Source organism: Thioclava sp. 'Guangxiensis' (assembly GCF_045348365.1).
GTDB lineage: Bacteria > Pseudomonadota > Alphaproteobacteria > Rhodobacterales > Rhodobacteraceae > Thioclava > Thioclava kandeliae.
In genome coordinates, this window is the sequence record NZ_CP155822.1 from 73223 (window position 1) to 96801 (window position 23579).

Genomic DNA, 23579 nt, shown 5'->3' on the forward strand with positions numbered 1-23579 from the left:
GGTCTGCTCCTTACTTCCAACGGCCGACAGCGCAAGTGTGCACATATTTCTCAACCGACCCCGATAAAGAGGTCGAGCTCCATGGCCGGAAAGGCACCACGGTTGTCGTCGCAGTACCGAATGCCACTCCCGTGATAGATGCCGCCGCAGTCTCTGCAGCGCCACTAACCGATGGGATCGCTGAAAACGCTGCGGGGAAAGTCCAGTTGGAGGAGCTTCCCTGCATGAACAGGGCACCATCGGCAGTTGTCCAAGTATATCCGCTGTGAGAAGAGCGCCGCCAGCAAATCTGCGTCCCATCGACAAAGCGCACATATTCGCCATTGGAGTTTGATCCGCGCTGGAAGAGCGGCTGCACACCATCCGCTGTGGACGACGTTATTGCGCTATCACCGCCATAGACCACGCTCCAAGCGCTCCAAGCACTCCCATCATAGCTGCGTCGGTATTCGCGACCCGCGACGGATGCCGGGGAAGTCGCGATGAATGTCTGGGTTTTTACACCCGTATTCCACTCGAGGGTGTATAAGAACCCAGCCATCCCACTTCCGCCCACATAAGGCGAGTTAGTCGCGGAGGGACTGATGGACATCCACATCCCGCTCGGCGCGTCATCGCAATTGAACGAAGAGCTCAATCCATTTGCATTATACGCTTTTCCGAGAATTCCGGCATCACCGACTTTCAGCAGACGATTGGCAGTCGTGTCGTAGTTCGATTGCGTGACACCGGTGCCCGCGAGTAGCGCACCCGACGCCTTCAGCACCCCGCTCTGGCCGATCAGGCTGCGCCCGTCTGCCGTCAGATCCGCCATGGCCATCGCGCCGGCCCCTGTGAAGTAGGGCAGCTTGTTGGCCGCCCCTCCCAGATGCGCGAAGGCCGCGATATTGTCCGAGGGCACATCGCCGATCATCGTCTCGATCCACTCGCCCATGCCCTGCATGTACTCGCCCATGACGGGGAACCAGCCGAGGAACCCTTGGGCTTTGGCGGCAAAGCTCGGATCTCCGAGGATCGGGGCCTCGTTGGGTGGTGGGGTATAGGTGGGTTTTGCCATCAGGCCACTCCTGTCAGGGTAAGGGTTGCAATCGTGCGCCCGCCGCCCGAGAGCGCGGGGAAGAAGTCATCGGCCACGCCGTAGACGGCGAGGGCAAAAGGCGTCATGCCATCGCCCGGGTAGAAGTAAGCCGGCGCCCCGCGCGCCTGCTCGAGCGCGCGCTGGATCCGGCGGTTGGCCGAGGAGGCAAAGGCCAGCTGCCATTCGGCCTTGCGGGCCGTCGGGCGTTTGACGATCGAGACATTGCCATAGTCATCGGTCTCGCGACGCGAGTAATCGGTAAAGCCCGAGCGCGAGCCATCGAGCACATCGCCCAGGTATTCGCCCCGCCCCATGACGATCTCGGCCACCGAGGCCGTGCCGCCCGGATTGGAGATGGTGATCTCGAGCGTGAAGCCCGAAAGCGCGCCGAGATCGACAAAGACCTGCTCCGGGTCGAATGTGTCCTCATAGGTGAAGAAGTCGGCCCAGCTCTGGATCTGGCTTGTGTCGAGGAGATCGGCCGTGCGGTCATAGACCACGCCGCCGCCCGCATCGCGGATCACCACCTGCAGCGAGATCGCCACCAGATCGATGAAGGCGATCGCATCGACCCGCGCGGGCAGCCCCAGCGTATAGGTGATGCTCTCTCCCCGCGTGGTGGCCTGCCCCAGCGTGGCGTCAAACGCCCGCCAGCGATTGGTCGAGCCGACCTCCACCCAGTAATCTCCGGCATTCGCGCCCGAGACCGGATGCACGCCCGATCCGGGCGCGAGCGCCTCATAGATGCGATGGGTGGCGGTGAGGATCACCCGATCGCCCACCGCATAGGCCGTGCCAGAGGCCCAATTGCCATAGTCATCCTCGGCCACATTCGAGGCCTGCATATTCCCCGCGCCCAAGGGCACGGGGATGATCATCAGGGCTTGTGTCATTGCGTCTCGGCCTCCCGCCGTTCTTCGATCATGCGCAGCTTGCGCATGTCATTGGTGCCGCTCAGCCCCAGCTGGCGCTGTTCGCTGCGCATACCGGCCAACTCCTCGCGCAGCGCCTTCACCTCTGCGACGAGCGCCGTGTCACTGCCCTGCCCGCCGCCGCCCTGCCCGCCGCCGCCGCCCGAGAGCATCCGGCGGGTCTGATCGGCCGACCAGATCCGGCTGGCGCCCGTGGCCTCGATCTCGGGGCCCTTCTCGCCCACGAGCCTGAGCCCGCCCGCGTGATGGCCGCCCGCCGCAAATTGCGGGATCTCGATATCGACGCCGAGATCGCGCAGCGCGCGGGCCGCCTCCTGCAGCGAGGTCTCGAGCGCCTGTTCCTTCAGGTCGCTCGCGGCCGCCGCATCATTGAGCCGCGTGGCATAGGCCATCGCCTGCTCATAGGCTGTGGTGTTGAGCTGCGCGACGATGGCATTGTAGGTCGCCCTGTCTTCCTTCCGGTCGAGCATGACCAGCTGCTTTTGCGTGTCCTGCGCGCTGAAGGTCTTGTTGCCCACCTGATAGGTGGCCAGTGCGGCCAGCCCGCCCGAGGACCATGTCGAGAGCTTGCTCGGCGCCCCCACCGCCTGATCGGGCGTGAAGTTCGCCAGCTGGTCCATCAGGCTGTCATAGCTCGCCTGTGCGGCAGCCACCTGCGCCTGTTTCTGCTGCGCTTTCAGCAGATCGCTCTGCGCAATCACTGCGCTGCGAAGACTGGTGAGGCTCGCACGCAGCCCCACCATGCTGGCCCGCGCGGCCTCCATCGGCGCCTTGACCGAGCTGGTCATCAGGCTCGCGAAGGCCGAGCTCGGATCAAAGCGGAAGGATCCGCCCAGTGTGATCTTGCCCGCTGTGCTGCCCGAGACCGCCGCCAGCAGGCTCTGCTGCTGGGCGGTCAGCCCCGAGAGATCGACCGTGCCCTTCAGCGTGCGGGTCAGTGTCCCGCTTGCGGCCCTGAGCATGCGGATCTGGTCGCCCGAGAGCGAGCCCAGCCGCACCGTGCCGGCGATGATGCGCGAGACGGTCAGCGCCGCGCTCGAGAGCGCCGCCCGCTGATCCGAGCTCAGACCTTTGGCAAACGCCGCGCGGATGGTGATTGCCCGCGCAGCCGAGGTGTTGGCATTCAGAAGCAGCGCCTTGATCTGCGCCGATTGGTTGCCCGCCAGCACGCCCGTGATCCGCGCAATATAGCCGCCCTGCTGGGTGAGCAGGATCCGGCGTTGATCGGCGGTGAGCCCTTTCGAGAAGGCCGCCTCGATCATCGCCGCATAGCTGCCCTGCCCCGCAAAGACGAGCTGCCGCAGATCGCCGGTGATGCCTTTGCCCAAGGCCGCATTCACCGTCACCGCATAGGCGCCAAGATTACCGAGCGCGAGCGTCACCGCCCGTGCATCGGCTTTCGAAGACAGCGCCACATTCACCACCCGCGCCAGCTCGCTATTGCCCGCGAGCGCCACCCGCATGGTCTCGGCATCGAGCGTGCGGCCCGTCAGCAGGTTCACCGTCTTCTGCAGCTTGGAGGTGGTGGCCAGCGCCAGAGACCAGATTTTCGCCTGCGGTGTGCGCCCGAGCTGGAAGTCGAGCACACGCGTGAAGGCTTTGGCCGCATCGAGGGCCAGCGTCTGCACCCGCCCCGAGGGCAGCACACCTGCCACGATCGACAGGCTGCGCCGGAAGCCGGTCGGATCGTCGAGCGCCAGCGCCTGCACTCGGGAGGAGACCAGCTTGCCCGAGACCAGATCGAGGATCCGGCGGAACTCTTCCGCCTCGCCCAGGGCCAGCTTCTGCACCGTGCCCGGGACCGACTGCCCGACGCGGAAGTTGATCACCTTGTCGAGCGCATCGATATCGTTGAACACGATCGCCCGCAGATCCGCCGGCAGGCTCTGTGCCACCCAGCGGATCGATTTGAGAAGGCTCGAGGCATCCTCGAGCGCCAGCGCCTGCAGGTCCGCCGGCAGCAGCGTCCCCGACATATAGCTGATGGTCTTGACCAGCGTATCGGCCGAGGTGAGTGCCAGATCCAGAAGATCCCCGCTGATCTGCCCCTGATCCGCGATCAGGCTGATCGTCTTCACATGTTCCGAGGCGCCTGTCAGCGCGAGCCATTTCTGATCAGCCGAGAGGTCGGAGCGGGTGATGAAGTCGACATAGCGGGTCACGCCCGAGGCCGAGTCCCTCAGCATCGCCTTCAGGTAATCGGGGATCTTCGCATCCTCGACCACATCGATGGCCAGATCGATCTGTTTCTGCAGGCTCGCATAGTTGATCTCGGCGGCAGCTTGGATCGCGTCATCAAGGCTGCCCAGCTGGGTCTCGAGCGTAGTGATCTGCTCCTCGGTCAACGCATTGCCGGCCGCGAGATAGTCCCGCGCCTCGGTCATCAGATCGACCTGGGCCTGCGTGAGGCTGGCGATCGCTTCGGACTTCGCCCCCTCGATCTGGGCAATGCCTTCCACCTGCCCCAGATCAGACGCCACCCGCGCCTGGGCGCGGGCCACATCGAGCGCGCTGGTGGCCGTGGCAGACACTCGATCGAGATAGGTCTGCGCCACACCGGTCAGCCCGCTTGTGGCATCGAGATCGCCCGCCTTGGCCGAGGCCAGCGTGCTCTGATAGCGCGCGGCCGAGAAGGCCAGCGCCGATTGCGGCGAGGTCATTGCCGAAGCCGTCCCCCGCATCTCGGCCACGAACTCGGCGATACTGTCGGCCGCCTTATACCAATTGGTCGCGGCCTGCGCCGAGGCCTGTTGCGCCGCCGTATAGGCAGTGATCGCGCCATCGAGCGAAGTCGAGACCTGCCCCGAGAGCGCCTCGATCTGCGCGGTGAAGGCCGAGACCTGCGGCAGGATCTCGTCAAAGACCCCCGCCATCCCGACAAGCGTCGCCCAGAGCTCCCGCCCGCCTGCACTGGTCAGATCCATCGCATCGACCAGCGCGCGGTATTGATCGCGGCTCTCGGGCATCGCGAGGCCCATCTCGGCGAGCGCCTCGGTCGTCTGGCAGGTCAGCGTGGCGAGCCGCTCGCTCTCGGAATAGACCGCCTCGTAATAGGTACTCACAGCCGTGCCGAAGGCCTCATCGCCGCCAAAGAGCTGCGTCAGCTGGCTGGCCATATCAGCCCCCACCAGCCCCGTCGCGCGGAAGCTATTGCCCAGCGTATCCATCGCGGCATTGACGGTTTGCAGAGCCGAGGCCAGACGGTTGATCGTTTCCATCGCCCCCTCGCCCGAAGCCGAAAATGCCTCGAGCCCCGTCACTTGACCTGCATAGGCGTCGCCCAACTCTGTGAGTTTGTCCTGCAGCACCTCCAGCGCCTCGTCCTCCGAGAGCCCCTTGGTGGAAAACTTCAGCTCATAAGCAAAGCCATCGAAAGCTTCCGCCCCGATATTCAAAGCCGAAGCCGCGACGGCAATGCTGTCCTGCACGCCATAGACGGCCTGGCGGATCGGATCGGCGATCTCTGAGGACGCCGCCGAGTAGGTCGTGCGCTTCGATTTGGAGAGACCCCAGAACTTCGACTTCTCGATCCGTTCATAGGTCTGCACCGTCACATCACTCCCGCCGATCAGCGCGCGGATGCCCGTGTCGAGCACCTTGGTCTTGCCGATCAGCCCCGAGATCAGAAAGCCCACCGCCGCCACCGGCAGCGCGATGGCCCCGATCGCGGCCGAGAGACCCGCAATCCCGGAGGTCGCCCCGCCCAGAACGGAGGTGAGATAGGTGCCGGCCGCCGCCAAGCCACCGCCCGCGCCGGTGAGGCTGGTGACCAGCCCGCCCGCGCCCGAGATGAAGGCATTGACCGAGGTGCCGATGACACCCGCGAGCCCCAGCCCGCTGGTCGCGATCGAGCCGAGGCTGCCGCCGGGCATGACGCCCGCCGCAGAACCTGAAGCCGCCGCTGCCGTGCCGGCCACTCCGGTCGCGCCCGTGACCCCCATTGCCACCAGAATGCGGTTTTTGGCCGCCGTGGCGATCATCTGTTTGAGCCAGGATTTGAACATATCGCCAATGCTCCCCAAAGTGGTCCGGAACCCCGTAAAGAGCCCATCGACCAGCGTGTCTGTGAGGTCGCCCACCAGCGGCAGGCTATCGGCCAGATCGGCATTGAGCTGCGCCATGGCCTTTTGCACTTCCTCGGGCGTCAGAAGGCCTTCCTTCGCCAGAGCCGTCAGCTCGCCCAGCTCGCGGCGATAGCGGTTCATCGGATCGATCAGATCGCGCCAGCGCTCGGCCTCTTTCGCCTGCGCCTTCGCGAGATTTTGCGCGGCCTTGACGCCTGCCGTACCCGCCTTGGTCGAGGCTTTTTGGGCCGCCGTCAGCTGATCGAGCGTCGCGAGCTTGTCGGACATCGTCTTGATCTGTGCCTGATCGATGGCAAGCCGCGCATCGGCCGCTAGCGCATCCTCGCCCGCGGCCACCGCCGCATCACGCCGCGCCTGGGCTTCCAGCTCGAGCCCTGCGATCCGCGTGGCATTGGCCACGTTCTGCTTGTTGCGCGTGGCCTCGATCTGCACATCGAGCATGGCGATCTGATTGTCGAGATTGGCCGAAAAGCCGGTCGCGGCCGCCATGGCCGAGGCCAGACGCTGCGCGGCATCGGCCGCGCTGTTGAGCCCCACCGGCAGATTAGCCGCGATCTTCTCGGCCTGTTCGGTATAGCCCGCCAGCCGCATCGCCGCCAAACCTGTCTTGATGGTCGCTTCAGCCGCCTCCTGCAGATCAGGCGGAATGCGGCCCGCGCTATCCTTCACCGCCATGAGCACCTGTGTCAGATCCTTGGCGCCGGCCGCCACCTGATCGACATCGCCGGAGTTGATCTTAGACATCGCATCGGCCACGCCGCGCGCTTGAATAATCGTCAGCCCGAACTGGCTCTGCAGCTGGCGGATGCTGGTCTGCGCCATGGTCAGGAAGTCATCGCGCAGCGCGCCGCCCGCCTGACGGGTCGCCGCATCGAACCGGTCCACCTGCGCCACGAGATCGGCAAAGCGGGTGCGCAAGGCCTCGGTCGAGGCATCAAGGTCATTCATCGCCTTCAGCTGGGCCAGATCCAACATGGCAAGGTTCATCTCCCGCGCGGCCTCGGCATTGAGCCCGAACTCCTTGCGCAGCGCCGCCATCGGGATCGCCGCGACATCGAGGGCCGCGCGCAGATCGCCGAGCGAGCTTTCGAGGTCACCCACCGCCTCGCCCATATCCTTCGCCTTGCGGCCCAAATCCCCGAGCATCGGCAGAACCACCGCGCCCACGGCTACCAGCGTGCCCAAGGCGCTCCCGATCATCGCCAGCTTGCCCGAGAAGCCCAAAGCCCCCAGCAGCTGCGGGGCTTGCATGGCGAAGGCCCGCATCACATCGGTGCCGCCCGCGATCTGCACGAAGAAGTCCTGCACCTGGAACGACGCATTGGAGAAGGCCGAAGACATCCGCCCCGAGATCCCGCCTGTGCGCTGCATCACGCCGCTCGTGGCCGAGAGCTGCTCGCCCAGAAGCCGCAGCGTATTGGCCCGCGCGCGGTCATCGACCACCCCCGCCGCCTGCGCGGCATTGAGCACCTCCACCGCCTGCTTGTAGCGCTGCGAGCTGGCGAAAAGCGGATCGACCGAGGCGCGCAGGCTCTCGTAGCTCCGTGCAGCAGACTGGGCCGTGCGCGCGGCCTCCGCCTGTGCCGCTTCACCCGCCCGCGCCGCCTGTGCCGCGCGATCGGACGCCGTGGCCACGCCGAGATACCTGGCCGCCGCCTGCTCGAGCACCTGATTGGCCGCCCGCTGGCTCGCCACCCCGCTGTCGACAAACCCCGCCACCTGACGCTGGATGTCGGCGTAACGCTGGCTTGCCGCAAAGGCCGGATCGATCGAGGCGCGCAGCTGGTCGAACGACCGCGCGGCCTTCACCTCGACCGAATTGCGCACCCCCGCCCAGGCCTGATTGATATTGCCCGCCATCTTCTGCGCCTCGGCACTCGCCGCCCGCGCCCCCGACTGGAACTGGCTCAGGTCCAGCCCGAGCTTCGCCTGGATCGCACCCATCTGGCCCATCGCCATGGCACACCTCTTTCGCATAGAAAAAGGGGCAGACCGTGAGGTCCGCCCCTTGGGGTTAGTGCCGCGCGAGGCAGCGATCTTGTAAATCTTTGAAGAACGCCCAGACGGCTCAGCAGCCTGGCTCGTTAACGCGCTGCGTCGCGGGCAAGTCTCGCCGCTTTAAGCCGCGCAGTTTTCTCGGAGCGCTTCTTGAGCTCCTCCGCTTGGAGGACCTTGAAAGATGCATCGGTTCTGATGCGCTTTTTGTCGCGGACGCGCGCAGCGTCGCTCAGCATGCTCTCAGCGTCGGCTTGGCTTGTCTCCATCGCGCCAGATACTGGCAGTTTCGTCGCGATGACTTCGGTCCGCTCCACCTTATGGAAGAAATCCTCAGAAGTACTCATAGTTGCACCAGATTGGTTGCGGCCGTACGGCCGTTGCCGTCAGTCTCGGAATCAAAGCTGATCTTCTGACCCTCCTTCAGACCACGCAAACCCGCGCGCTCCAGCGCTGTCACATGGACGAATACATCCACCCCTCCATCATCAGGCTCGATAAAGCCGTAGCCTTTGGTGCTGTTAAACCACTTCACGGTGCCATTAGCCATTTCCGTAAACCCTCCCCATGAACCGCCGTCGGCGACATGCGACAATTTTCTAGCTTCGAGCTAGGCTGCGTGGGCAAGCGAGCAAGAGCACCGGCCGTAACGGCAATTCGAAAGGATGCGGGCGACACTCTATCTGGCGTTAGGCTATCAGCTTGGATTCGTACGCCCGTAAGCAACGCCTTGCTGGCGCAAGGTGCATATCAGTGAGTTCAGGAAAAAGACCTTCGAGTTCGGCCCGTAGCTCGCCATTCATTTGGGCCAGGATACTGTCACCAAAGAACATCGTCTCGGTTGCGGCTCCGTCCGCTTCAATAATCTCATGTCGCTCGCAGGCTATGTGCAAGTAGCTCACGCTTGGCCTCGGATCGATACGGATCGTCGTCCCGTTCACGAGGTGTATGGCACTAGCCAGAACTTCGTCCTCTCCAAACAAACATTCGGCTTGAAAACCTTCGACCAACATACGGTGTTGTTGGGAGACAAGCATGTCGCGGTTATTACCTAAAGCACCGGCCATGATCATTATCGGAGCGTTGCGTCCAATTCCAATACGTTCTGTCCGTCCACACCAGACGATCGGTTGCGCGCCATGATCGCGGGTCATCACCATGTCTCCGATATTTAAATCCTCGATTAGGCGTAGACCTTCAGGCGTGCGAATAAGTGTCCCGGGCGTAAAACATGGCACGTCACCCGCATCATCCACACTTGGCTCGGTCGAGGACATGGATGAGAATGGAAGCTTCGTCTCCGTCCGTTCGGGGAAGGTGGGCCCATAGGTCATTGTCCCATCCGTAATACCACTTAGGTCGATCAGATATCCAGAGCTTCCACCGAATAGGAATTCATAGGTCGAGCTGGAAGCACGACCGCTGAACACGTCATCTTGGGGATTAAGCTGCGACGCGACGGTATTGCCCGAGGAATCGTAAATCGTTACCCACTGTCCATTGGCAAAATAGTCGCCGTTGACTTGTGTCACCACGACCTTGAAGTAATCGCTAGCGGTTCCCAACGCCTTGACCCCAGTGACAGTCACTTTCAGATCGTCACCAGAGTTATTGTTTGCATTACCCTGAGAGGAGGCAGTTGCATAAGAAGCGATCTTATCGCCCGTGATGTAAAGCGTAACTTCTGTCATCACATACCCCGACTGGATGCAGCTTTGCACTGGTAAAGGCGCCTCCAGTTCCAAAATGTAAAGAGGGCTCTGCGATCCGGATCATAGAAGCGGTATATTTCAAAGGCTACTCGCCATTGAAACATCTCCCCACAGCCAACGGATCCTCCCCCGCCTGCCGGGCCGCATAATACCCCGCACACATCTCGAACAGCAGCTCGGCCTCCCAGCCTTCGGTGATGCGGCCTGTGGCCTGCATGAAGGCGCTGATCTCGGGCCAGTCGGTGGCGCGCAGATCGAGGCCGGTGGAGCGGACCGGATCGAGGCGGATCATCGCCTCGACCAGATAGCTGCCGGCATCGAGTTCGGGCAGCCCGAGCGGGCGGCCCATACGCTCGGCGAAAGCCAGCCGGGTCTCTTTCCACGATTTGGGCGTGGAATGGAGATAACCCAGCTGTCGGGCATAGGCGATCAGCGCGCGTTTGCGTTTCCCAAGTAACTTTCACGCTTGGAGGCGAAGGCCAGCACCTGCTCGGCGAAGCTCTTCTCGCCCTCCTGACCGTTGATCATCTGCAGATTCAGGAACCAGCGCAGATCGTCCTCGGAGGTGCTAAGCGCCGCTTCGCCGCGCGCGATATTCTCGAAGCCGGTGATCAGGGGCACCGCGCCATCGACCATCTGGGCGTGGAGATCCTCGAGGGTGCGCGCCTCCTCGCTTTCCTTCTTCGGCTTGTCCTTCAGCTTGGCGCGCTGGACCGCGCGCAGGGCCGATTGCACCGCACGGCTCTCGGTGCCGCGCACCAGCACGACGCAGGGCTTGCACCGCGCCTCATCGGCAAAGAGTTCCTCGCCCGAGGCGGGGTCCTTGAGATGCAGGCGGGCGGGTTTGTCAGCGGCCGAGCGGCTGTCGAATTTGGTGAAGTCCATGAGGCATATCCTTGAGGTTCGGGTTCAAGAAAAAGGGCGGCTGCGGGTGAACCACGCCCGCAACCGCCCGGCTCCGGCGCAAGCCCGTGCCGGAGATCTCTGTCTGTTGGCTTAGGCCGCAGCGACCCGCACGAGCGCCGAGTTGATCCGGAACTGGCCGGTCATGCCCTTGGCGGTGGAGGCCGTGCGCGAACGGTCGCGGATATTGGCGACCTTGGTGTGGAAGTAGATCACCTCGCCATCGGGATCGGTGATCTTCACCGAGACATCCTCATTGGTGTTAGACTTGGCTTTGAGGATCTCCTGACCCGCATCGGTCTCGCCGGTCAGCAGGAAGGTGAAGTCACAGGTGCCGCCATCGAGTGCGCCGTTGACGTGCAGCGTGCGGCCCTTGAGCGTGGTCTCGGTGGTGTCCTCGGACGTATCGCCGATCTCGCCGAACTCGGTGATCTCGCCCACCTCGGCAAAGCCTGTGAGGGCGCCAAAGCCCGCCGCATCGAGCGTGGCGGGTTTGCCTTCGGCCACTTCAACGGTGGCGCCAATATAGGTGCGTTGGGTCATGGGTTAGCCTTTCTTCTCGGGGGTGGCGCTGGCGGCTTTCGCCTCCGCCGCTATGATGATCGCGCCCGAGCGGATCCGCCCGCCCAGCACATTGCGGTTATCGATCAGATCGAGCACGGCCTGCGGCAGCTCGGTCTCTTTGCCAGCGGGCAGGATATGCCCGCTCGGCAGGGTCAGATCGCTCGACCCGGTATTCTTGACCTTCGGCATTGCGAAGCTCCTTTGTTGTGAGGAAGGATCCCCGCGCCTTACCGGCGCAGGGGTTTGAGATATTGGAGCGTGAAGCTGACGACGGCGGTGCCGATCACCGACTCGCCCTCGCCATTAAGCGTTGTGGTGACCTCCTCGGGCATGAGGGTCACGCGCTGGCCCCCAAACGCCCCCATCACCGCCGCCTTGATCGCCTCGGCATCACGGTCGAGCTGGTCTTCCAGATCATCGGCCCCGAGCCGCTTGATCACCACCTGCAGGAGCACCTCCCGCTCGAAGGAAGCGAGCGTGCCAGGCTTCCCCCGCTCGCGCGGGGTGGCCACGCCCATCACCGGTAGGTCAGTGGCCGAGAAGTTGCCCGCCCAGGCCGAGACCAGCGTGACGCCCGCAAGGTCGGGGGCGCTCGCGAGCGCGGCTTTGGCCAGCTCGCGGAACTGCGTCCGGCTCATGTCAGACCTCCTTCAGCTCGCAGAGGATCAGCGCATCTGCGGCAGGTGAGCCCGAGGGGTGGATCGTGGCGAGGCGATAGATCTTACCCTGCCCCGGATCGATCCGGTCGTCCCGGGCGAGCTCCGGCACCAGATCGCGGCTGACCCGCCATGTGGGCGCGGCAATCACGATCGGGGTGCCGTCTGCGCCCTCGATCTCGATGGGGGCGGCGCGGAAGATCGACTGGATCTCGCGCGGGGCCCCGCCTTTGGGCATGTAGGTGACCACATCGCCAAAGGCCGCGCTCAGCACCCCTGCCATGCCGGCAAAGACACCCGTCACCGGATCGTGCCATCAAGGAGCACGATGCCGATCTCGGACGGATCATCCGCCGCCTCCAGCGCCACGCCCACAAGGCTATTGCCCGAGGCCACCGTGGTCACCACATCGCCCGCGGCCGCCAGATAGATCTTGGCGCCCACCGTCCATGCCTGCGCCGAGGTCTTGGGCAGTTCGAACACGCCGCGCCGGATCAGCGTGACGGGCTCTCCGGTTGCCGCCTTGCCTTGCGCCACCCCCGTGATGGCCCCGATCTTCACCAGCTGGCCCGAGGCCACTGCGGCCTCCGCCGTCAGCGTGATGTTCTCACCCGCTTGCACATATGTCTTCATCGCGATCTCCTTCTCGCATGGGTCGTAAATGACGACGGGCGCCACAAAGGGCGCCCGTTCGTCAGGTCAGTCTCGTTGCCTCACGCCCGATCAGGCGCCCGCATTCTTATAGGTCCCGCGATACTCGACCGCCGCCGCCCCGAAGATGTGGCGGGCATTCATCGTCACCACATCGGGGTTCATCCCGTCGAGCGTCTCCACCGTCGGGGCCTCATAGCCCTCGAGATAGGCGTGCTGGATCGGCGGCATGTCGGAAGAGACCAGATACCAAGCGGTATCCGAGCCACCGGCCGCGGCGCCCAGATGCCCGACCGTCGAGGGCGTCAGCGAGTTCGAGAACGGGTTCACATCCGCCGTCTTGGCCGGGGTGATCGTGGTGATGAACTGCCCCGCCACCATCTCGAGCGCGGGCGGCACGATCAGCCGGTCGGCCTCGATCGAGAGGAAGTCATCGCTGTCTTTCGAGCCGAACGCCCGCTGCTCCCACATCGCCTTGCGCGCGGCGGCAATCGAAGCGACCGAGATCGCCGCTGCGGTGCCCGCGAGATTGCCGTGATCGGCATGGAAGAGCGCCTTACCATCGGATTTGAGCTTGGCGTTATTGCGGAAGAGCGTCCAGACCATGGAGCTTTCCATCAGCCGCGCGGCAGTGGCGAACTCGGTCGGGATACGCTGGAAGGCGCCCATATCGTCATTGATCACCGATTCAAAGGTGAGGTTGATCGTGCGGCCACGGCGCTCGACCTTCAGCCCCTCGGCCTCATCGACGAGACGGGCCTGTTTATACTCGCCATTCTCGCCCACGGGTTTGAGCTGGAAGTCACCGCCGAAGCGCACCGCATGCAGCTCGCGGAAATCGGCGGCCGAGATCGGCGCACCGGTCACCAGCTGCCAGCTCGCCGCGCGACGCTGATAGGCGGCTAGGAGCGTGCGCTTCATCACCTCGGTGGTGATATAGGCAAAATCGCTGACGCCGAGCGCCCCGCCGGTCATGGTGGTGGCCATCATGCCGCGCTTGACCTGTGCCGCCTCATCATAGCCGCGCGTGGCCCCGCCCAGATCCATCGCCATGCGTTTGATCCGCAGCCCGCGATACTCGGCCGCCGGCCCGTCGGTCTTCTTCATCAGCGCCCCGATCATCCCCTCCATGCGGGTGTCGGTCTCGTCGCGAGTGATACGGGCGGGAGAATGACTGCGCGAGGGCGCTTCAGCGGAGGCCATCTGCGCCATGAAGCGGGTGCCGGCATCAACGAGCGCCGTGCCATCATCGATGAGCGCATCGATATCGGCCTGCATCAGCCGGCCCGAACTCAGGAAGGGCGCGGCCATCTCGCGGATGCCCTTCACCCGCGCCCGCTCGGCCGCCACCGGATCGGGCTGCGGGGTGGCCATCCGGGGGGCCGGTTGCGGTGCTGGTGCGAGCGGCGTTTGCGGCGGGGTGCTCATCAACGGTGCCTGCGGTGCGGGCGGCGCCTGGGTCTGGGTATTCGGGGTCGTCATGGTTGCTTCCTTTACATTGGGCATTTGGGGAACACGGGACAGGAGCTGCTCGAAGCTGGCACCTGCGCTCATGAAGGCCGCTCGCGCGGCCTCCATCGTGGCAAATCTTGTCAGGCTGGAGGTGGCAGCGGTGCTGTCCTCGCCCGCGATCCCGTCGGCAAAGCCCTGCGCCACGGCCTCCTCGGGGCCATACCAGGTCTCGGCCTTCATGATCTCGCGGACCTCGTCAGACGTCTTGCCCGAGGCGCTCGCGTAGACAGCCGCATAGGTATTGGCCGAGGCCCCGATCACATCGGCCTCGCGGCGCATCTCGGCTTCCGTCCCGAACACGAAGCCCGACGGATCATGGATCATCAGCTGCGAGCCTTGCGACATCACCCGCTTGGTCCCCGCCATCAGAAGAAGCGAGGCGGCCGACGCCGCAAGCCCCTCGACCACGATGGTCGCCCCGCCCGGATGGGCCGCGAGGATCGCGCGGATCTGCTCGCCCGCCCAGACATGGCCGCCGCCCGAATTGAGCCGAACGGTCACCGGCCCCTCGCCCATGATCTGCAGGGCCTCGCGGACCATGCGCGGCGCGAAGAAGATATCGCTCTCGAGCATATAGCCCGCATAGTCATCAAGCAGCACCGTCCCGCTCAGGATCAGCTCGCCGCCCACGATCAGGTCACTCGCCTTCATCATCTCTCTCCTGTCTCTGTGTGCCCGAGGCCGTTTTGGGCTGGATCGGATCAAGCCCTGCCGCCGCGTCTGCCGCGTGGTCCTGCGCCCGCTCGGCGCGGATCGTGTCGGGATCGCGCCCCAGCTCGCGCTGGGTGCGCTGGCGCGAGTTCAGCCCCGCCTCGACCTCCTCGATCATCGCGGGGATCTCTTTGGTCGGATCGACGAGGATCCGCCGGGGCGGTGTCCAGTCGATGGTGAAGGCAGGAAGCGCCGCCCCCTTGACCGCCAGCCCCTCGCGGAACCAGCGCTCCATGCCGCGGCAGAACTGCCCGATCATCAGCCCGCGCTGCCACATGCGGATCAGCCGGTCCATCTCCATCCGCCCCATCCGGCCCGAGGAGAAGTTCACCCCTTTCAGATCGCCCGCGAGCGCCTCGTAGCTGATGCCCAGACCCATCGCGACCATGCCAAGGCCGCGGCGCATGAACTCGTCATAGCCGTCGATCCTCGGCGGGGTGGTGAAGTTGGGCTTTGCGCCCGCGGGGAGGTTGACCACCGCCCCCGGGGCCAGCTCCTCGAGCCCCGCGCCCGCATTGGCCGGACGGGTGGCATTGTCTTCCCATTCCACCACCACGGCCATCAGCGCGGCCATCTTCTGCTTGAGGATCTGCGCCTCCTGATAATCGCCCAACTCGCCCAGCGTCATCATCACCGGCGCCAGCCACGGCACACCGCGCAGCTGGCCCGCGCGGTCAAAGCGGCGGATATGCAGGATGTCGGACCAATGCACCCGCGTGGAGCTGAGAGCCTTGCGGTTCTGCACGGCGCCCGGATGCTCGTTATAGAGGTGATAGGCCTCGATCGCGCCGGTGGGCCCGTATTCGATCCCCTCCACCACGAGGTTCTGCCCATGCGACTGCACCGTCATATCGAGATAATCGGCCTCGATCAGCTCCACCTGATAGGGCAGCCGCAGCTGCGGGTCATGGCGCGGATTGCGCATGCGCCGACGCACCAGCACCTCGCCATCGGCAAAGACCGTGGACATCACGATGCCCTGCATCTCGAAGAGGTCATACTCGCCAAGCGCATCGATATCGGGGGTCAGAAGATGCTGGAGGGCCGCCTCCACCTGCGTCTTGTCCTGCCCGCCTTCCATGCGGATCGAGGGGGTGATCCCCTCGCCCACCACATTGGCCACCACCACATCGCGCCCGCGCGCCGCATAGGGGCGGTTGCGGATCATGTCGCGCGAGAGATTGCGCATCCGCGCGCGATGGCCGAAGGCCGCGGCATCGGCCGAGGAGCCCGGGGCTTTCCAGCCATAGGTGCGCCGCCCGCGCGAGGCGGCATCGAAGTTCATCAGCTGTGCGACCCCCGCACGGGCGCGCAGCCGTTTATAGCCCGCTTCAGGACTGAAGAAGGACACAACACGGTCGATCGGGTTCATCAGTCTCAGAGCCCCCGCAGGGTCTTGGGATAGCTCACCGAGAATCGGCCCGCGCCTGCGCCCGAGAGCTGGTCCTTCATCATCACCAGCGTGGCGCGCATCTCGTCGAGCGTGCGGTATTCCACCCGCTCGCCATTGATCTGCACCACCCGCGCGCCGGTCGCGATGGCCCGCTCCATGCGGGTGATATCTGCTGCTGTCCAAGCCATCTCTAGCGTCTCCGAAGATATCTGATGCCCATGCCCGCAGGCTGCGGGCGCGGTGTGTAGGGAGGCGCATCGGGATCTCCCGCCGCCTCCAGTTCTGTCTGTGTCTCTGGCTCGATTACCTCGCCCGCTTCCGGCGCCAGCCGCACGGCAAAGGGATTGGCCACGCCCAGCACCGCCCAATCGGGCGGGGCCTCCCAGTTGATCCGGCTCAGCCCCTTATGTTCGGCCAGCGCCAGCGCCTGCACCGAGAGATCGAGCGTCTCGTTGCGTTTGACGCCGGCCTTCAGCTCGTAGCCCTTGGGGCCACGGCGCTCGGCCAGAAGTTCGGCCAGATGCTCTTCCTCCAGCCAGTCGGGCGTGTGCTGGGCGCCGGGGCCCCGCTCGAAGCGCCCCAGTGCCGCCAGAACCGAATCCTTCAGCCGGTCGGTCGCCATATTGAGGAGCCGGACCGCACGGGCCTTGCGGCCTTTTGAGCCCCGCGCGGGGGCGGCATACCAGACCCGGTCCGAGAGGTTCGGCCCGCCCCGCCCGAGCGAGAGGAACCACCGCTCCCCCTCGCCCGCCTTGCGCCGCCCGCGCCAGAAGCGCTCGGCATGATCCGACCACCCCGCAGGCCCGTTGAAGTCCACGGCGAGCGCGCAAGGGGCGAGCGCCCAGGGCTGGCCCTCGACCGGATAGGTGCGGCCCGCGAGTTGGGTGAGAGCCCCTGCATCCTCGGCATAACGGCCGGGATCGAGGGCACGGAACTCGCCGTCGTCGTTTTTGGCCCGTGGTGCCCCTTCCGGCGGTTGCGCCAGCGCGAAGCGGTCGATGATCACCCGCTCGCCCTGCGCGCCCCAGGCCATGACCAGCGCCTCGAAGCGGTTGCCCTGCACATCGACCGAAGTGGTGATGAAGCGCGTCCAGCCGGGCGCGGTCCTGCGATCGAGCCGCACCGCATGCTCGAAGAGCATGGTGGTGGTCAGCTCGCCCTCGATCTGCAACCCATGCGGCACATAGGGCTCGCCGCGCTCGGTGAAGTAGACGCGGCTCAGCTCGGTATAATCGCCGAACTGCTCGGCCTGCCGGAGCGCGAGTTCATAAGAGGTCACGATCCCTTCCCAGCTGGCAAAGGCCGCCGCCGCCCCGTTGAGCGAATAGCTCGCCACATCGGTGGCGCGCAGATCCGGATCATCGATCGTGACCAGCGCCCGTTTGCCATCCGCGCCAACGGTCGTGCCCTCATGCAGCCAGCCGCCGCGCCCCTTCAGGATCTGGCGGTTCATCTCGTTCTTGTGGCGATGGCTGTAAAGCGTGCCGCACTGCGGGCAGCCCATCTCCGCCCTGGCGCCCGCCACCGCAGGCTCGAGCGTGTTGTCATAGCGCAGGTGCTTGAAGTGCGGTTCGAACAGCTCTCCGCACTCGCGGCACTCCCAATAGAACCGCCCCCGCGTGCCCTCGTTATAGATCCGCACGATCCCGCCCGAGACGGGCGGCAGCTCATGCGGGTTCGAGCTCCCCGCCTTCCAGGTCTCGTCGGTCACCGGAAAGGCCGGTGTGCTCTCGAGAAGCACGCAGCCGCGCGACATGAAGGTCCGGATCCGCTGGCGCGCCATCCCGTAGGGGCTGCCCTCGGGCGCATCTTTTGGGCCCAGCACCTGCGGCATGTGATCGTAATCGGTCAGGAGCACCAGCCGCTGCGAGCGCGACGACAGCTGGCGCGCCACCGGATAGCCGATGGTCAGCCGCATCCCCTTGAAGCGCTTGCGCGAGAAGGTGCTGTCATCACGCGCCCGTCCCAGCCGCTCGCGCACCCTGCGGCTATGCTCGATCATCGGGTCGAGCTTCTCTTCCACCCAGGCATCCGCATCGGGCTTTGACATATGGATGATCTGCACCGGTGCCGGCGCGCACATCACCGAATGCACCGCCACCGTGATCAGCATCGTGGTCTTGGCCGATTGCGATGGCCCCACGAAACAGACCGATTTGAACTTGCGCGACTGGGTGATATCGGCAGGCTCGACCATATAGGGCGCAACCGAGCGGTCGAACAAAGACCAGTCCGTCCCGATCGGCACCTGCATGAACTCTTCGGCCGCATCGGTCACCGAGATCCGCGAGGGCGGATCCAGAAGCGGCAGCGCATCGGCGAGGAGCTCGCGCGGCTGCGTCCAGGCGGGCAGCGGCGGGATGTTCAGCACCGACGCCCCGCGATCCATCATCTCGACCATATCCTAAAGCCCCATCTCGTCCTGACGGTACTCCGCCAGATCTTCCACCGCGCCCGTGCCAAGGATCGAGCGCTCGATCCGCTCGCGCATCTTCATCACCACCTTGTCGCACCGCGCCTCGACCTTCGCGACCTCCTCGACCCCTAACCCGAGATCGCGCTCGAGATGGTCGGGCATCGTGCCCAAGGCCGTGGCCACCACCCCGATCAGATCTTCCAGAAGCTCGGAGACCTTGGCCGCCCGCACCAGCTCGCCGCGCTGTTCGGCCACGCGGTTGCGGTGATACTCGGCCTCGGACCATTCGCGCAGCTGCTTGGCGGTCAGCCCGCCCTCTTCCTCTTCCTGCTCCTCATCGAGGTTGCGGAAGGCCAGAGAGGCCTGCATCGCATGCGCATCGCGCGTGGCCTTGGTCGCGCGGCTCTGCTCGTCCCGCGTCCTGCGCCAGGCATAGCAATGCGAGAGCTGGAACTCGTAAGACACCCCGTTCTGACCCGCTGTCAGCACCGGCATGCCTTGACCCACCCATTTGGTCACCGAGTTCTCGGAGACATTGAAGGCGATGGCGAGTTGCGCGCGGTTCATCACCCCATCCGACAGCCCGTCGGGCAGCGGATAGAGCGCGGTATCGAGCACGCTCCCGTCCGCCAGCGTGACAAGGTTGTCCATCGGACGCTCCCTCCAATCTCAAGAATAACAACAACAACCCCAACCCCACCTGCGGAAAACCCGGAAACAGGTGAACGTCACGGGGTGCGAATTACCCGCATGCGGGCTTTGCCCTGGAAGGACCCGTGGGCTTTGGGCGGGCTTAGCCGAAGCGTTTGGCGATCATCTTGGCCAGCGTCCGGCCAAGATGCGCGGGCAGCCGCGTCTCGTAGATCCGCTCGGCCTCGGCGAAGAAGCCCAGGCGCTTGTGATAGACCGGCACCTTGTCCGACAGGATCGCCACCCGCTCGGCAATGCCCGACGGCCCGCGCTTATAGATATCCTGCGTGAGCCCCGCTTTGGGCACGAAGTAGCGCGCCCGTTTGGGTTTACGTTTGCGCGAGGCTTTGGTCTCGTTGGCCGCGCGGTCCCGCTGGGCATTCAGCGCCGAGAGCACCTGATTGCGCTCCCCCGTCGACCAGTTGCCATAAGCATCGAGCCGCGCGCCCTCGGCAGGGATCACCGACTGGATGATGCCTTCAAAGGCGAGGTTTTGCGCCAGAAGCTTCTCGAAGCCCGTCTGGCCCCGCGGCCCGCCCTCTTCCTGCACCTTCAGGTAATGGCGCCGGCCAATCACCGCCCGCTCCTCGACCGCAGCCTCCAGATCGGAACTGCGGGCTTTGCGAACCCTAAACGCGTTTTGCGTGAACCGCGTGGGCCGGTCGAAGACCACCGTCATCCGCTCCGCCACCTGCGCTCGCGCCTCCTCCACCGTATCATTGAGCGCCCAAGTCGAGGCGATCACCACATCGCGCTTGGCCAGCGTGTCGAGTGCCGTGGTGAAGCCCGAGACGTCGAGGATGGGGCTAGGCATCTCGGAACCATTCGGGCGAGTGCGGGAAGATCACCTCCTCGGCCTCTAGCTCGGCATTGGCCGGCAGGAGGCGCGAGACATTGAAGACCGCGCACCCGCCGATCAAGCCGAAGAAGCGCAGGACAAGATAGCCGATCGGTCCCTCCGGCCCGACCATCCGGCAGCACCATTCATTCGTGGTCTCAACCGGCGCGACAGCCGAAGCCTTGAAAGAGAGGCGCATCCGCACCCCTCGCCCATCCTCCGACGGGTCGAACCATACCCGTTCAACCTTATGCATATCGCCACCGATGTCTGGAAATGGAAAACGCCCGCAAGGTCTTTCAACCTTCGGGCGCTCGTGTGGTGACTGCAAAATGTCAAATCGGACTGATGCAGTCAACTCCTATTTCTCCACGGAGAGAGCACAGGCTGGGCGCTGGTAACGATGATGGTGTCAAGATAGCCAGGAACGCGAAGCTGCGAAGCCACCTCAAGAAGCGCACCACACCAATCGAGATAGGCTCGACGGCGCTTTGCTGTCTCCGAACCGCCCCCCACGAAAGAGATCGGGCAGCATCGACTGCCAACCTTCCGCAGGTTGCGCGACCGAGCCGAGCGATAGGACCAGTCATCACCTTTAGCCTCGAGCGCAATCGATGCGCCCTCTTTGTCGAAATCCCAACCAACCGGCACCACATGACGGCGCGCAGATCCCCGCCAATCCGGCGCAGTCCCTGCACGCGCATGGGTCGCCACCAGCACCGCCATCTTGCGCCCGAACATCGGGTTCAGCTCCAGCGCCTCGACCGCTGCCGCGATCATCGCCGCGTCGGGATGCACATGCGGCGCCAGGCCAGCGCCACCGCCATCGACGCGGCAGCCGAGCTTGGCCTGCTGCATCATCCGCCATTCGGGCGAGACGCCCACGCGATCAAACTCATGCGCCCCGCTATGGTCGAAATCCATCCGCGCATTCTCCGGCCCGAAGGCCCATTCCAGCGCCGAGCGCACACTCATCACCCGAGGCCCCGCCGCCACGATCCGGCCCCGCCGCACATCCGTCATCATCATTGCTCTGCCCCTGCCAGCTTCGCGATTTTCTCGCATTGGTTCATCGCAACCCGCCGCCGGTGGCGGAAGGCCATGTCGTCATCGGAGACCTGCCGGCCCGCGGCCATGTTCTCCTCGATCAGCATCAGGCGGCGCAGATTTTCCCGGGCCTTCTCGCGCAGCTGGCTGGCAGCAAAAGCGTTTGGCCAGCGGCGGGTATCCTTGACCGCGCGGCGCAGTTCGGGGGCCCAACCATCGCGCAGGGCCTCGCGCCCCATCGCGCTTGCAAAGACCGCGCGCATCAGCGGACTGCCGGTCTCTTCGGGCGGATCGATCTCGGCGGCTTTCTTCAGGATCTGCGCTCCTGCCCAGATCCGATCACCACGCGCCCCGCCCGGATGCGCGACGATCTCTTCCTTGAGCGCATCGAGATTGATCTCGGACATATAGGCAAGCTTGCCGCTCACCTCCTCGATCATCTCCTCGAAGCCTGCCTTCGTCACGGTCGAGGGCCGCCCGAGCCCCAGCCGCATGAGCGGCTCGAAAAGCACCGCCCGCACACGCTTCTCGCCGGTCGCCTGTTCCACACTGTCCATGTCACCGCTCCTTTCTCAGCAATGGCCGAAAGCCCGCCGCGAGCGGGACGCTCAGGGCGGTGCGATCCGGTATTTCTCTTTTCTTTTCATCTCTTTTCTTCTCCTTTCGGCGGTTACAGAAACCGCGCAAAAAAAGGGAAGACAGCCGGATATTCACGGAAAATTCCGTGTCATTTCCGTTTTGATCCGTGATTTTCCGTAACCGTTCCGGAATATTCTGTAACCGTAACAGAATATCACTGATTACACAGAAACCCCGCATCACCCTTGGGCCTCCATGAACTCGTTGAGAGCCTGCCGCACCAGCGCCTCGCGCCGCTGCTTGCCGGGGTAATGCTCCTCCAGGAATGCGTTGAACCTATCGAGGAACATCGGGTTGTTCATCAGCTGCCCTGCCCCGATCCGCTCCTTGATCATCGCCTCGAGATCCTTGAGCTGCTTGGCCACCTTGCGGTTCTCGGCATCGGCGGCATTGCGGCGCTTCGACTTCAGCGCCTCCTCGGCCACCTCGGTCACCACGTTGTGGGCATAGCGCACCTCGCCATTGTCACAGCGCACCTTGTACCAGCCGTGAAGCGGGGTAATGTCGCGTTCGCAAAGCTGCTGCCAGCGCTCGAGCGTGATCCCCAGCGCCTTGGCCAGCAGCCGCTCATTCGTGGGCAAGGTGCCAACCGGCGTCTCGTCATGCGCCTCGCAGAAGAGCTGGAAGCCATACCAGCCCACATCGGGCTCGGCCAGTTGGCGGAACTCGCTCTTGCGCCAGCGTTTGAGGTTCCACTGGATAAAGAAATGGCTATCGAGCCGCTCTTCGGCGGAGATCGGATAGGATGGCATGCTGTTATCGCCCACCACCGTAAAGCTGCGTTCCGCACCCATCACATTACCCCTTTCGCTTCGACCATGACGGGCACCCCATGCGAGGCGGCCCATTGCACATCGGCCCAGATTTGCGGGCAGCTTGCCCAGCCACGGCAGGCGGGCACCCAGAGCGCGCCAGCCGCATTGCGGAGACCTGCGACCTGTTTGGCCCAGCCGACCGGCTCGTTGATTTTGAGATGCATATCGACCTCGAGCATCGCCGCCCCGAGGATCACGGGCGAGACCGCCCAGATGCCCAGGCGCGACAGCTCGGCACAGGCCCGCGCCGCCGAGAGCGCGTCGGCTTCGGTGACTTGGCAGAGATCGAGGCGGACAGTCGAGGTCACATACACCGGCTTGCCGCCTGAGCGCCCGACAACCTCCGAAGGCCCGACCCCAAAGACGATCGGGCCGGACCAGTCCTGCGGTTTGACCGAATGCGACAGCGCGGCCCATTCATCAAACGGGGCGCCCATCACCTGCCCCCCTTCGTCTGGATCGTCTGCATCAGGATCGCGCGAAGCCCGGTCATCTCGGTGATCGATTCATCGACTTCCGGCAGCGCTATTTGTGCGTCTTCCCACCGGCCAGACCGCGCGGCCTGCAAGGCAAAGAAGATCGCCTCGCCATTTTCCTTGATGGCATCGGCGCAGGCGCTCGTAAGCTCCTCCATCACTGCCACCTCGACCGGCTGGAACACGCCGCCCGCAAGCGCCGCGAAATGGCTTGCAAGAATGGCCGCCGCTGCGGGGTCCATCCGCGCCATGCGGTCGAGGTAGTTCACCCCCAATCCGCCCGGACGATCCTCGCGCATCTCGGTGCCATAGCTCAGGACCGAAGGCGCGAGCCCCGTAGCGGCAGAGGCCTTCCGCACCCCGCCAAACACGTCATAAACGTCCGACACCACATCTTGGATCGAACCGGCCTCAACAGGGCGCATGTGAACCTCCGGAAAAACTGTTCGCTAGGAACTGGACGCGA

Annotated in this window: 25 protein-coding genes; all 25 read right to left on the bottom strand. The window is 64.7% G+C overall.

The window, feature by feature from the left end; all coding sequences use genetic code 11:
- Positions 1-10 precede the first annotated feature (10 nt).
- Positions 11-1057, bottom strand: a complete 1047-nt coding sequence (locus tag ABEB22_RS00320) for a pyocin knob domain-containing protein (protein ID WP_349295777.1) — start codon at positions 1055-1057, stop codon at positions 11-13.
- On the bottom strand, positions 1057-1971 hold the full coding sequence (locus ABEB22_RS00325; RefSeq protein WP_349295778.1) for a hypothetical protein: 915 nt from the start codon (positions 1969-1971) through the stop codon (positions 1057-1059). Before ABEB22_RS00325 ends, ABEB22_RS00320 begins: the two co-directional genes overlap by 1 nt.
- Positions 1968-8054, bottom strand: a complete 6087-nt coding sequence (locus ABEB22_RS00330) for a hypothetical protein (RefSeq protein WP_406870593.1) — start codon at positions 8052-8054, stop codon at positions 1968-1970. Before ABEB22_RS00330 ends, ABEB22_RS00325 begins: the two co-directional genes overlap by 4 nt.
- 125 nt (positions 8055-8179) lie before the next feature.
- A complete protein-coding gene (locus ABEB22_RS00335) occupies positions 8180-8437 on the bottom strand; it encodes a hypothetical protein (protein ID WP_406870594.1) in 258 nt (85 codons plus the stop codon).
- Complete coding sequence (locus ABEB22_RS00340; protein WP_406870595.1) at positions 8434-8640, bottom strand: cold-shock protein; 207 nt, start codon at positions 8638-8640, stop codon at positions 8434-8436. Before ABEB22_RS00340 ends, ABEB22_RS00335 begins: the two co-directional genes overlap by 4 nt.
- 139 nt (positions 8641-8779) lie before the next feature.
- The gene (locus ABEB22_RS00345; protein WP_406870596.1) at positions 8780-9781 is read right to left on the bottom strand and encodes a Hint domain-containing protein; all 1002 of its coding nucleotides are present in this window, start codon (positions 9779-9781) and stop codon (positions 8780-8782) included.
- 106 nt (positions 9782-9887) lie between these two features.
- On the bottom strand, positions 9888-10151 hold the full coding sequence (locus ABEB22_RS00350) for a hypothetical protein (RefSeq protein WP_406870597.1): 264 nt from the start codon (positions 10149-10151) through the stop codon (positions 9888-9890).
- A gap of 80 nt (positions 10152-10231) precedes the next feature.
- Positions 10232-10687 carry a hypothetical protein gene (locus ABEB22_RS00355; protein ID WP_406870598.1) on the bottom strand — a complete coding sequence of 152 codons (456 nt, stop codon included), beginning with the start codon at positions 10685-10687 and terminating at the stop codon, positions 10232-10234.
- A gap of 111 nt (positions 10688-10798) precedes the next feature.
- Positions 10799-11248 carry a hypothetical protein gene (locus ABEB22_RS00360; protein WP_406870599.1) on the bottom strand — a complete coding sequence of 150 codons (450 nt, stop codon included), beginning with the start codon at positions 11246-11248 and terminating at the stop codon, positions 10799-10801.
- Between the two features lie 3 nt (positions 11249-11251).
- Entirely contained in the window at positions 11252-11458 is a 207-nt protein-coding gene (locus tag ABEB22_RS00365; RefSeq protein WP_406870094.1) for a hypothetical protein, read from the bottom strand.
- A 38-nt stretch (positions 11459-11496) separates the two neighbouring features.
- A complete protein-coding gene (locus ABEB22_RS00370) occupies positions 11497-11907 on the bottom strand; it encodes a hypothetical protein (RefSeq protein ID WP_406870093.1) in 411 nt (136 codons plus the stop codon).
- A 1-nt stretch (position 11908) separates the two neighbouring features.
- Complete coding sequence (locus ABEB22_RS00375; protein WP_406870092.1) at positions 11909-12229, bottom strand: hypothetical protein; 321 nt, start codon at positions 12227-12229, stop codon at positions 11909-11911.
- Positions 12226-12558 (bottom strand): DUF2190 family protein, encoded by a 333-nt coding sequence (locus ABEB22_RS00380; protein ID WP_406870091.1) that lies wholly within the window; start codon positions 12556-12558, stop codon positions 12226-12228. Before ABEB22_RS00380 ends, ABEB22_RS00375 begins: the two co-directional genes overlap by 4 nt.
- Positions 12559-12648: 90 nt before the next feature.
- Entirely contained in the window at positions 12649-14742 is a 2094-nt protein-coding gene (locus ABEB22_RS00385; RefSeq protein ID WP_406870090.1) for a head maturation protease, ClpP-related, read from the bottom strand.
- A complete protein-coding gene (locus tag ABEB22_RS00390) occupies positions 14726-16171 on the bottom strand; it encodes a phage portal protein (RefSeq protein ID WP_406870600.1) in 1446 nt (481 codons plus the stop codon). The genes ABEB22_RS00385 and ABEB22_RS00390 overlap by 17 nt, the downstream gene beginning before the upstream one ends.
- 5 nt (positions 16172-16176) lie before the next feature.
- Positions 16177-16380, bottom strand: coding sequence for a phage head-tail joining protein (locus ABEB22_RS00395; RefSeq protein ID WP_406870601.1), 204 nt, complete (start codon positions 16378-16380; stop codon positions 16177-16179).
- A 2-nt stretch (positions 16381-16382) separates the two neighbouring features.
- Complete coding sequence (locus tag ABEB22_RS00400) at positions 16383-18593, bottom strand: terminase gpA endonuclease subunit (RefSeq protein ID WP_406870602.1); 2211 nt, start codon at positions 18591-18593, stop codon at positions 16383-16385.
- A gap of 3 nt (positions 18594-18596) precedes the next feature.
- A complete protein-coding gene (locus ABEB22_RS00405; RefSeq protein ID WP_406870603.1) occupies positions 18597-19259 on the bottom strand; it encodes a DUF1441 family protein in 663 nt (220 codons plus the stop codon).
- Positions 19260-19401: 142 nt separating this feature from the next.
- Positions 19402-20112: a hypothetical protein gene (locus ABEB22_RS00410; RefSeq protein ID WP_406870604.1), complete on the bottom strand. Its 711-nt coding sequence runs from the start codon at positions 20110-20112 to the stop codon at positions 19402-19404.
- Positions 20105-20392 carry a hypothetical protein gene (locus ABEB22_RS00415; RefSeq protein WP_406870260.1) on the bottom strand — a complete coding sequence of 96 codons (288 nt, stop codon included), beginning with the start codon at positions 20390-20392 and terminating at the stop codon, positions 20105-20107. Before ABEB22_RS00415 ends, ABEB22_RS00410 begins: the two co-directional genes overlap by 8 nt.
- Before the next feature lie 98 nt (positions 20393-20490).
- On the bottom strand, positions 20491-21165 hold the full coding sequence (locus tag ABEB22_RS00420) for a hypothetical protein (protein ID WP_349295793.1): 675 nt from the start codon (positions 21163-21165) through the stop codon (positions 20491-20493).
- Positions 21162-21740 (bottom strand): hypothetical protein, encoded by a 579-nt coding sequence (locus ABEB22_RS00425; RefSeq protein ID WP_406870259.1) that lies wholly within the window; start codon positions 21738-21740, stop codon positions 21162-21164. Before ABEB22_RS00425 ends, ABEB22_RS00420 begins: the two co-directional genes overlap by 4 nt.
- Positions 21741-22001: 261 nt before the next feature.
- Positions 22002-22616 carry a hypothetical protein gene (locus ABEB22_RS00430; RefSeq protein ID WP_339112875.1) on the bottom strand — a complete coding sequence of 205 codons (615 nt, stop codon included), beginning with the start codon at positions 22614-22616 and terminating at the stop codon, positions 22002-22004.
- Positions 22616-23074, bottom strand: coding sequence for a DUF1937 family protein (locus tag ABEB22_RS00435; protein WP_406870258.1), 459 nt, complete (start codon positions 23072-23074; stop codon positions 22616-22618). Before ABEB22_RS00435 ends, ABEB22_RS00430 begins: the two co-directional genes overlap by 1 nt.
- The gene (locus tag ABEB22_RS00440; RefSeq protein ID WP_406870257.1) at positions 23074-23538 is read right to left on the bottom strand and encodes a hypothetical protein; all 465 of its coding nucleotides are present in this window, start codon (positions 23536-23538) and stop codon (positions 23074-23076) included. Before ABEB22_RS00440 ends, ABEB22_RS00435 begins: the two co-directional genes overlap by 1 nt.
- Between the last annotated feature and the right edge of the window lie 41 nt (positions 23539-23579).

Coding starts and splice junctions, on each gene's coding strand:
- ABEB22_RS00330 (WP_406870593.1), bottom strand. CDS start 8,054: ATGGCGATGGGCCAGATGGGTGCGATCCAGGCGAAGCTCGGGCTGGAC.
- ABEB22_RS00345 (WP_406870596.1), bottom strand. CDS start 9,781: ATGACAGAAGTTACGCTTTACATCACGGGCGATAAGATCGCTTCTTAT.
- ABEB22_RS00415 (WP_406870260.1), bottom strand. CDS start 20,392: ATGCATAAGGTTGAACGGGTATGGTTCGACCCGTCGGAGGATGGGCGA.
- ABEB22_RS00395 (WP_406870601.1), bottom strand. CDS start 16,380: ATGGCTTGGACAGCAGCAGATATCACCCGCATGGAGCGGGCCATCGCG.
- ABEB22_RS00320 (WP_349295777.1), bottom strand. CDS start 1,057: ATGGCAAAACCCACCTATACCCCACCACCCAACGAGGCCCCGATCCTC.
- ABEB22_RS00400 (WP_406870602.1), bottom strand. CDS start 18,593: ATGGTCGAGATGATGGATCGCGGGGCGTCGGTGCTGAACATCCCGCCG.
- ABEB22_RS00430 (WP_339112875.1), bottom strand. CDS start 22,616: ATGGGTGCGGAACGCAGCTTTACGGTGGTGGGCGATAACAGCATGCCA.
- ABEB22_RS00325 (WP_349295778.1), bottom strand. CDS start 1,971: ATGACACAAGCCCTGATGATCATCCCCGTGCCCTTGGGCGCGGGGAAT.
- ABEB22_RS00365 (WP_406870094.1), bottom strand. CDS start 11,458: ATGCCGAAGGTCAAGAATACCGGGTCGAGCGATCTGACCCTGCCGAGC.
- ABEB22_RS00350 (WP_406870597.1), bottom strand. CDS start 10,151: ATGGGCCGCCCGCTCGGGCTGCCCGAACTCGATGCCGGCAGCTATCTG.
- ABEB22_RS00335 (WP_406870594.1), bottom strand. CDS start 8,437: ATGAGTACTTCTGAGGATTTCTTCCATAAGGTGGAGCGGACCGAAGTC.
- ABEB22_RS00355 (WP_406870598.1), bottom strand. CDS start 10,687: ATGGACTTCACCAAATTCGACAGCCGCTCGGCCGCTGACAAACCCGCC.
- ABEB22_RS00410 (WP_406870604.1), bottom strand. CDS start 20,112: ATGCCTAGCCCCATCCTCGACGTCTCGGGCTTCACCACGGCACTCGAC.
- ABEB22_RS00420 (WP_349295793.1), bottom strand. CDS start 21,165: ATGATGATGACGGATGTGCGGCGGGGCCGGATCGTGGCGGCGGGGCCT.
- ABEB22_RS00440 (WP_406870257.1), bottom strand. CDS start 23,538: ATGCGCCCTGTTGAGGCCGGTTCGATCCAAGATGTGGTGTCGGACGTT.
- ABEB22_RS00435 (WP_406870258.1), bottom strand. CDS start 23,074: ATGGGCGCCCCGTTTGATGAATGGGCCGCGCTGTCGCATTCGGTCAAA.
- ABEB22_RS00385 (WP_406870090.1), bottom strand. CDS start 14,742: ATGATGAAGGCGAGTGACCTGATCGTGGGCGGCGAGCTGATCCTGAGC.
- ABEB22_RS00360 (WP_406870599.1), bottom strand. CDS start 11,248: ATGACCCAACGCACCTATATTGGCGCCACCGTTGAAGTGGCCGAAGGC.
- ABEB22_RS00380 (WP_406870091.1), bottom strand. CDS start 12,558: ATGAAGACATATGTGCAAGCGGGTGAGAACATCACGCTGACGGCGGAG.
- ABEB22_RS00390 (WP_406870600.1), bottom strand. CDS start 16,171: ATGAACCCGATCGACCGTGTTGTGTCCTTCTTCAGTCCTGAAGCGGGC.
- ABEB22_RS00425 (WP_406870259.1), bottom strand. CDS start 21,740: ATGGACAGTGTGGAACAGGCGACCGGCGAGAAGCGTGTGCGGGCGGTG.
- ABEB22_RS00370 (WP_406870093.1), bottom strand. CDS start 11,907: ATGAGCCGGACGCAGTTCCGCGAGCTGGCCAAAGCCGCGCTCGCGAGC.
- ABEB22_RS00405 (WP_406870603.1), bottom strand. CDS start 19,259: ATGGACAACCTTGTCACGCTGGCGGACGGGAGCGTGCTCGATACCGCG.
- ABEB22_RS00340 (WP_406870595.1), bottom strand. CDS start 8,640: ATGGCTAATGGCACCGTGAAGTGGTTTAACAGCACCAAAGGCTACGGC.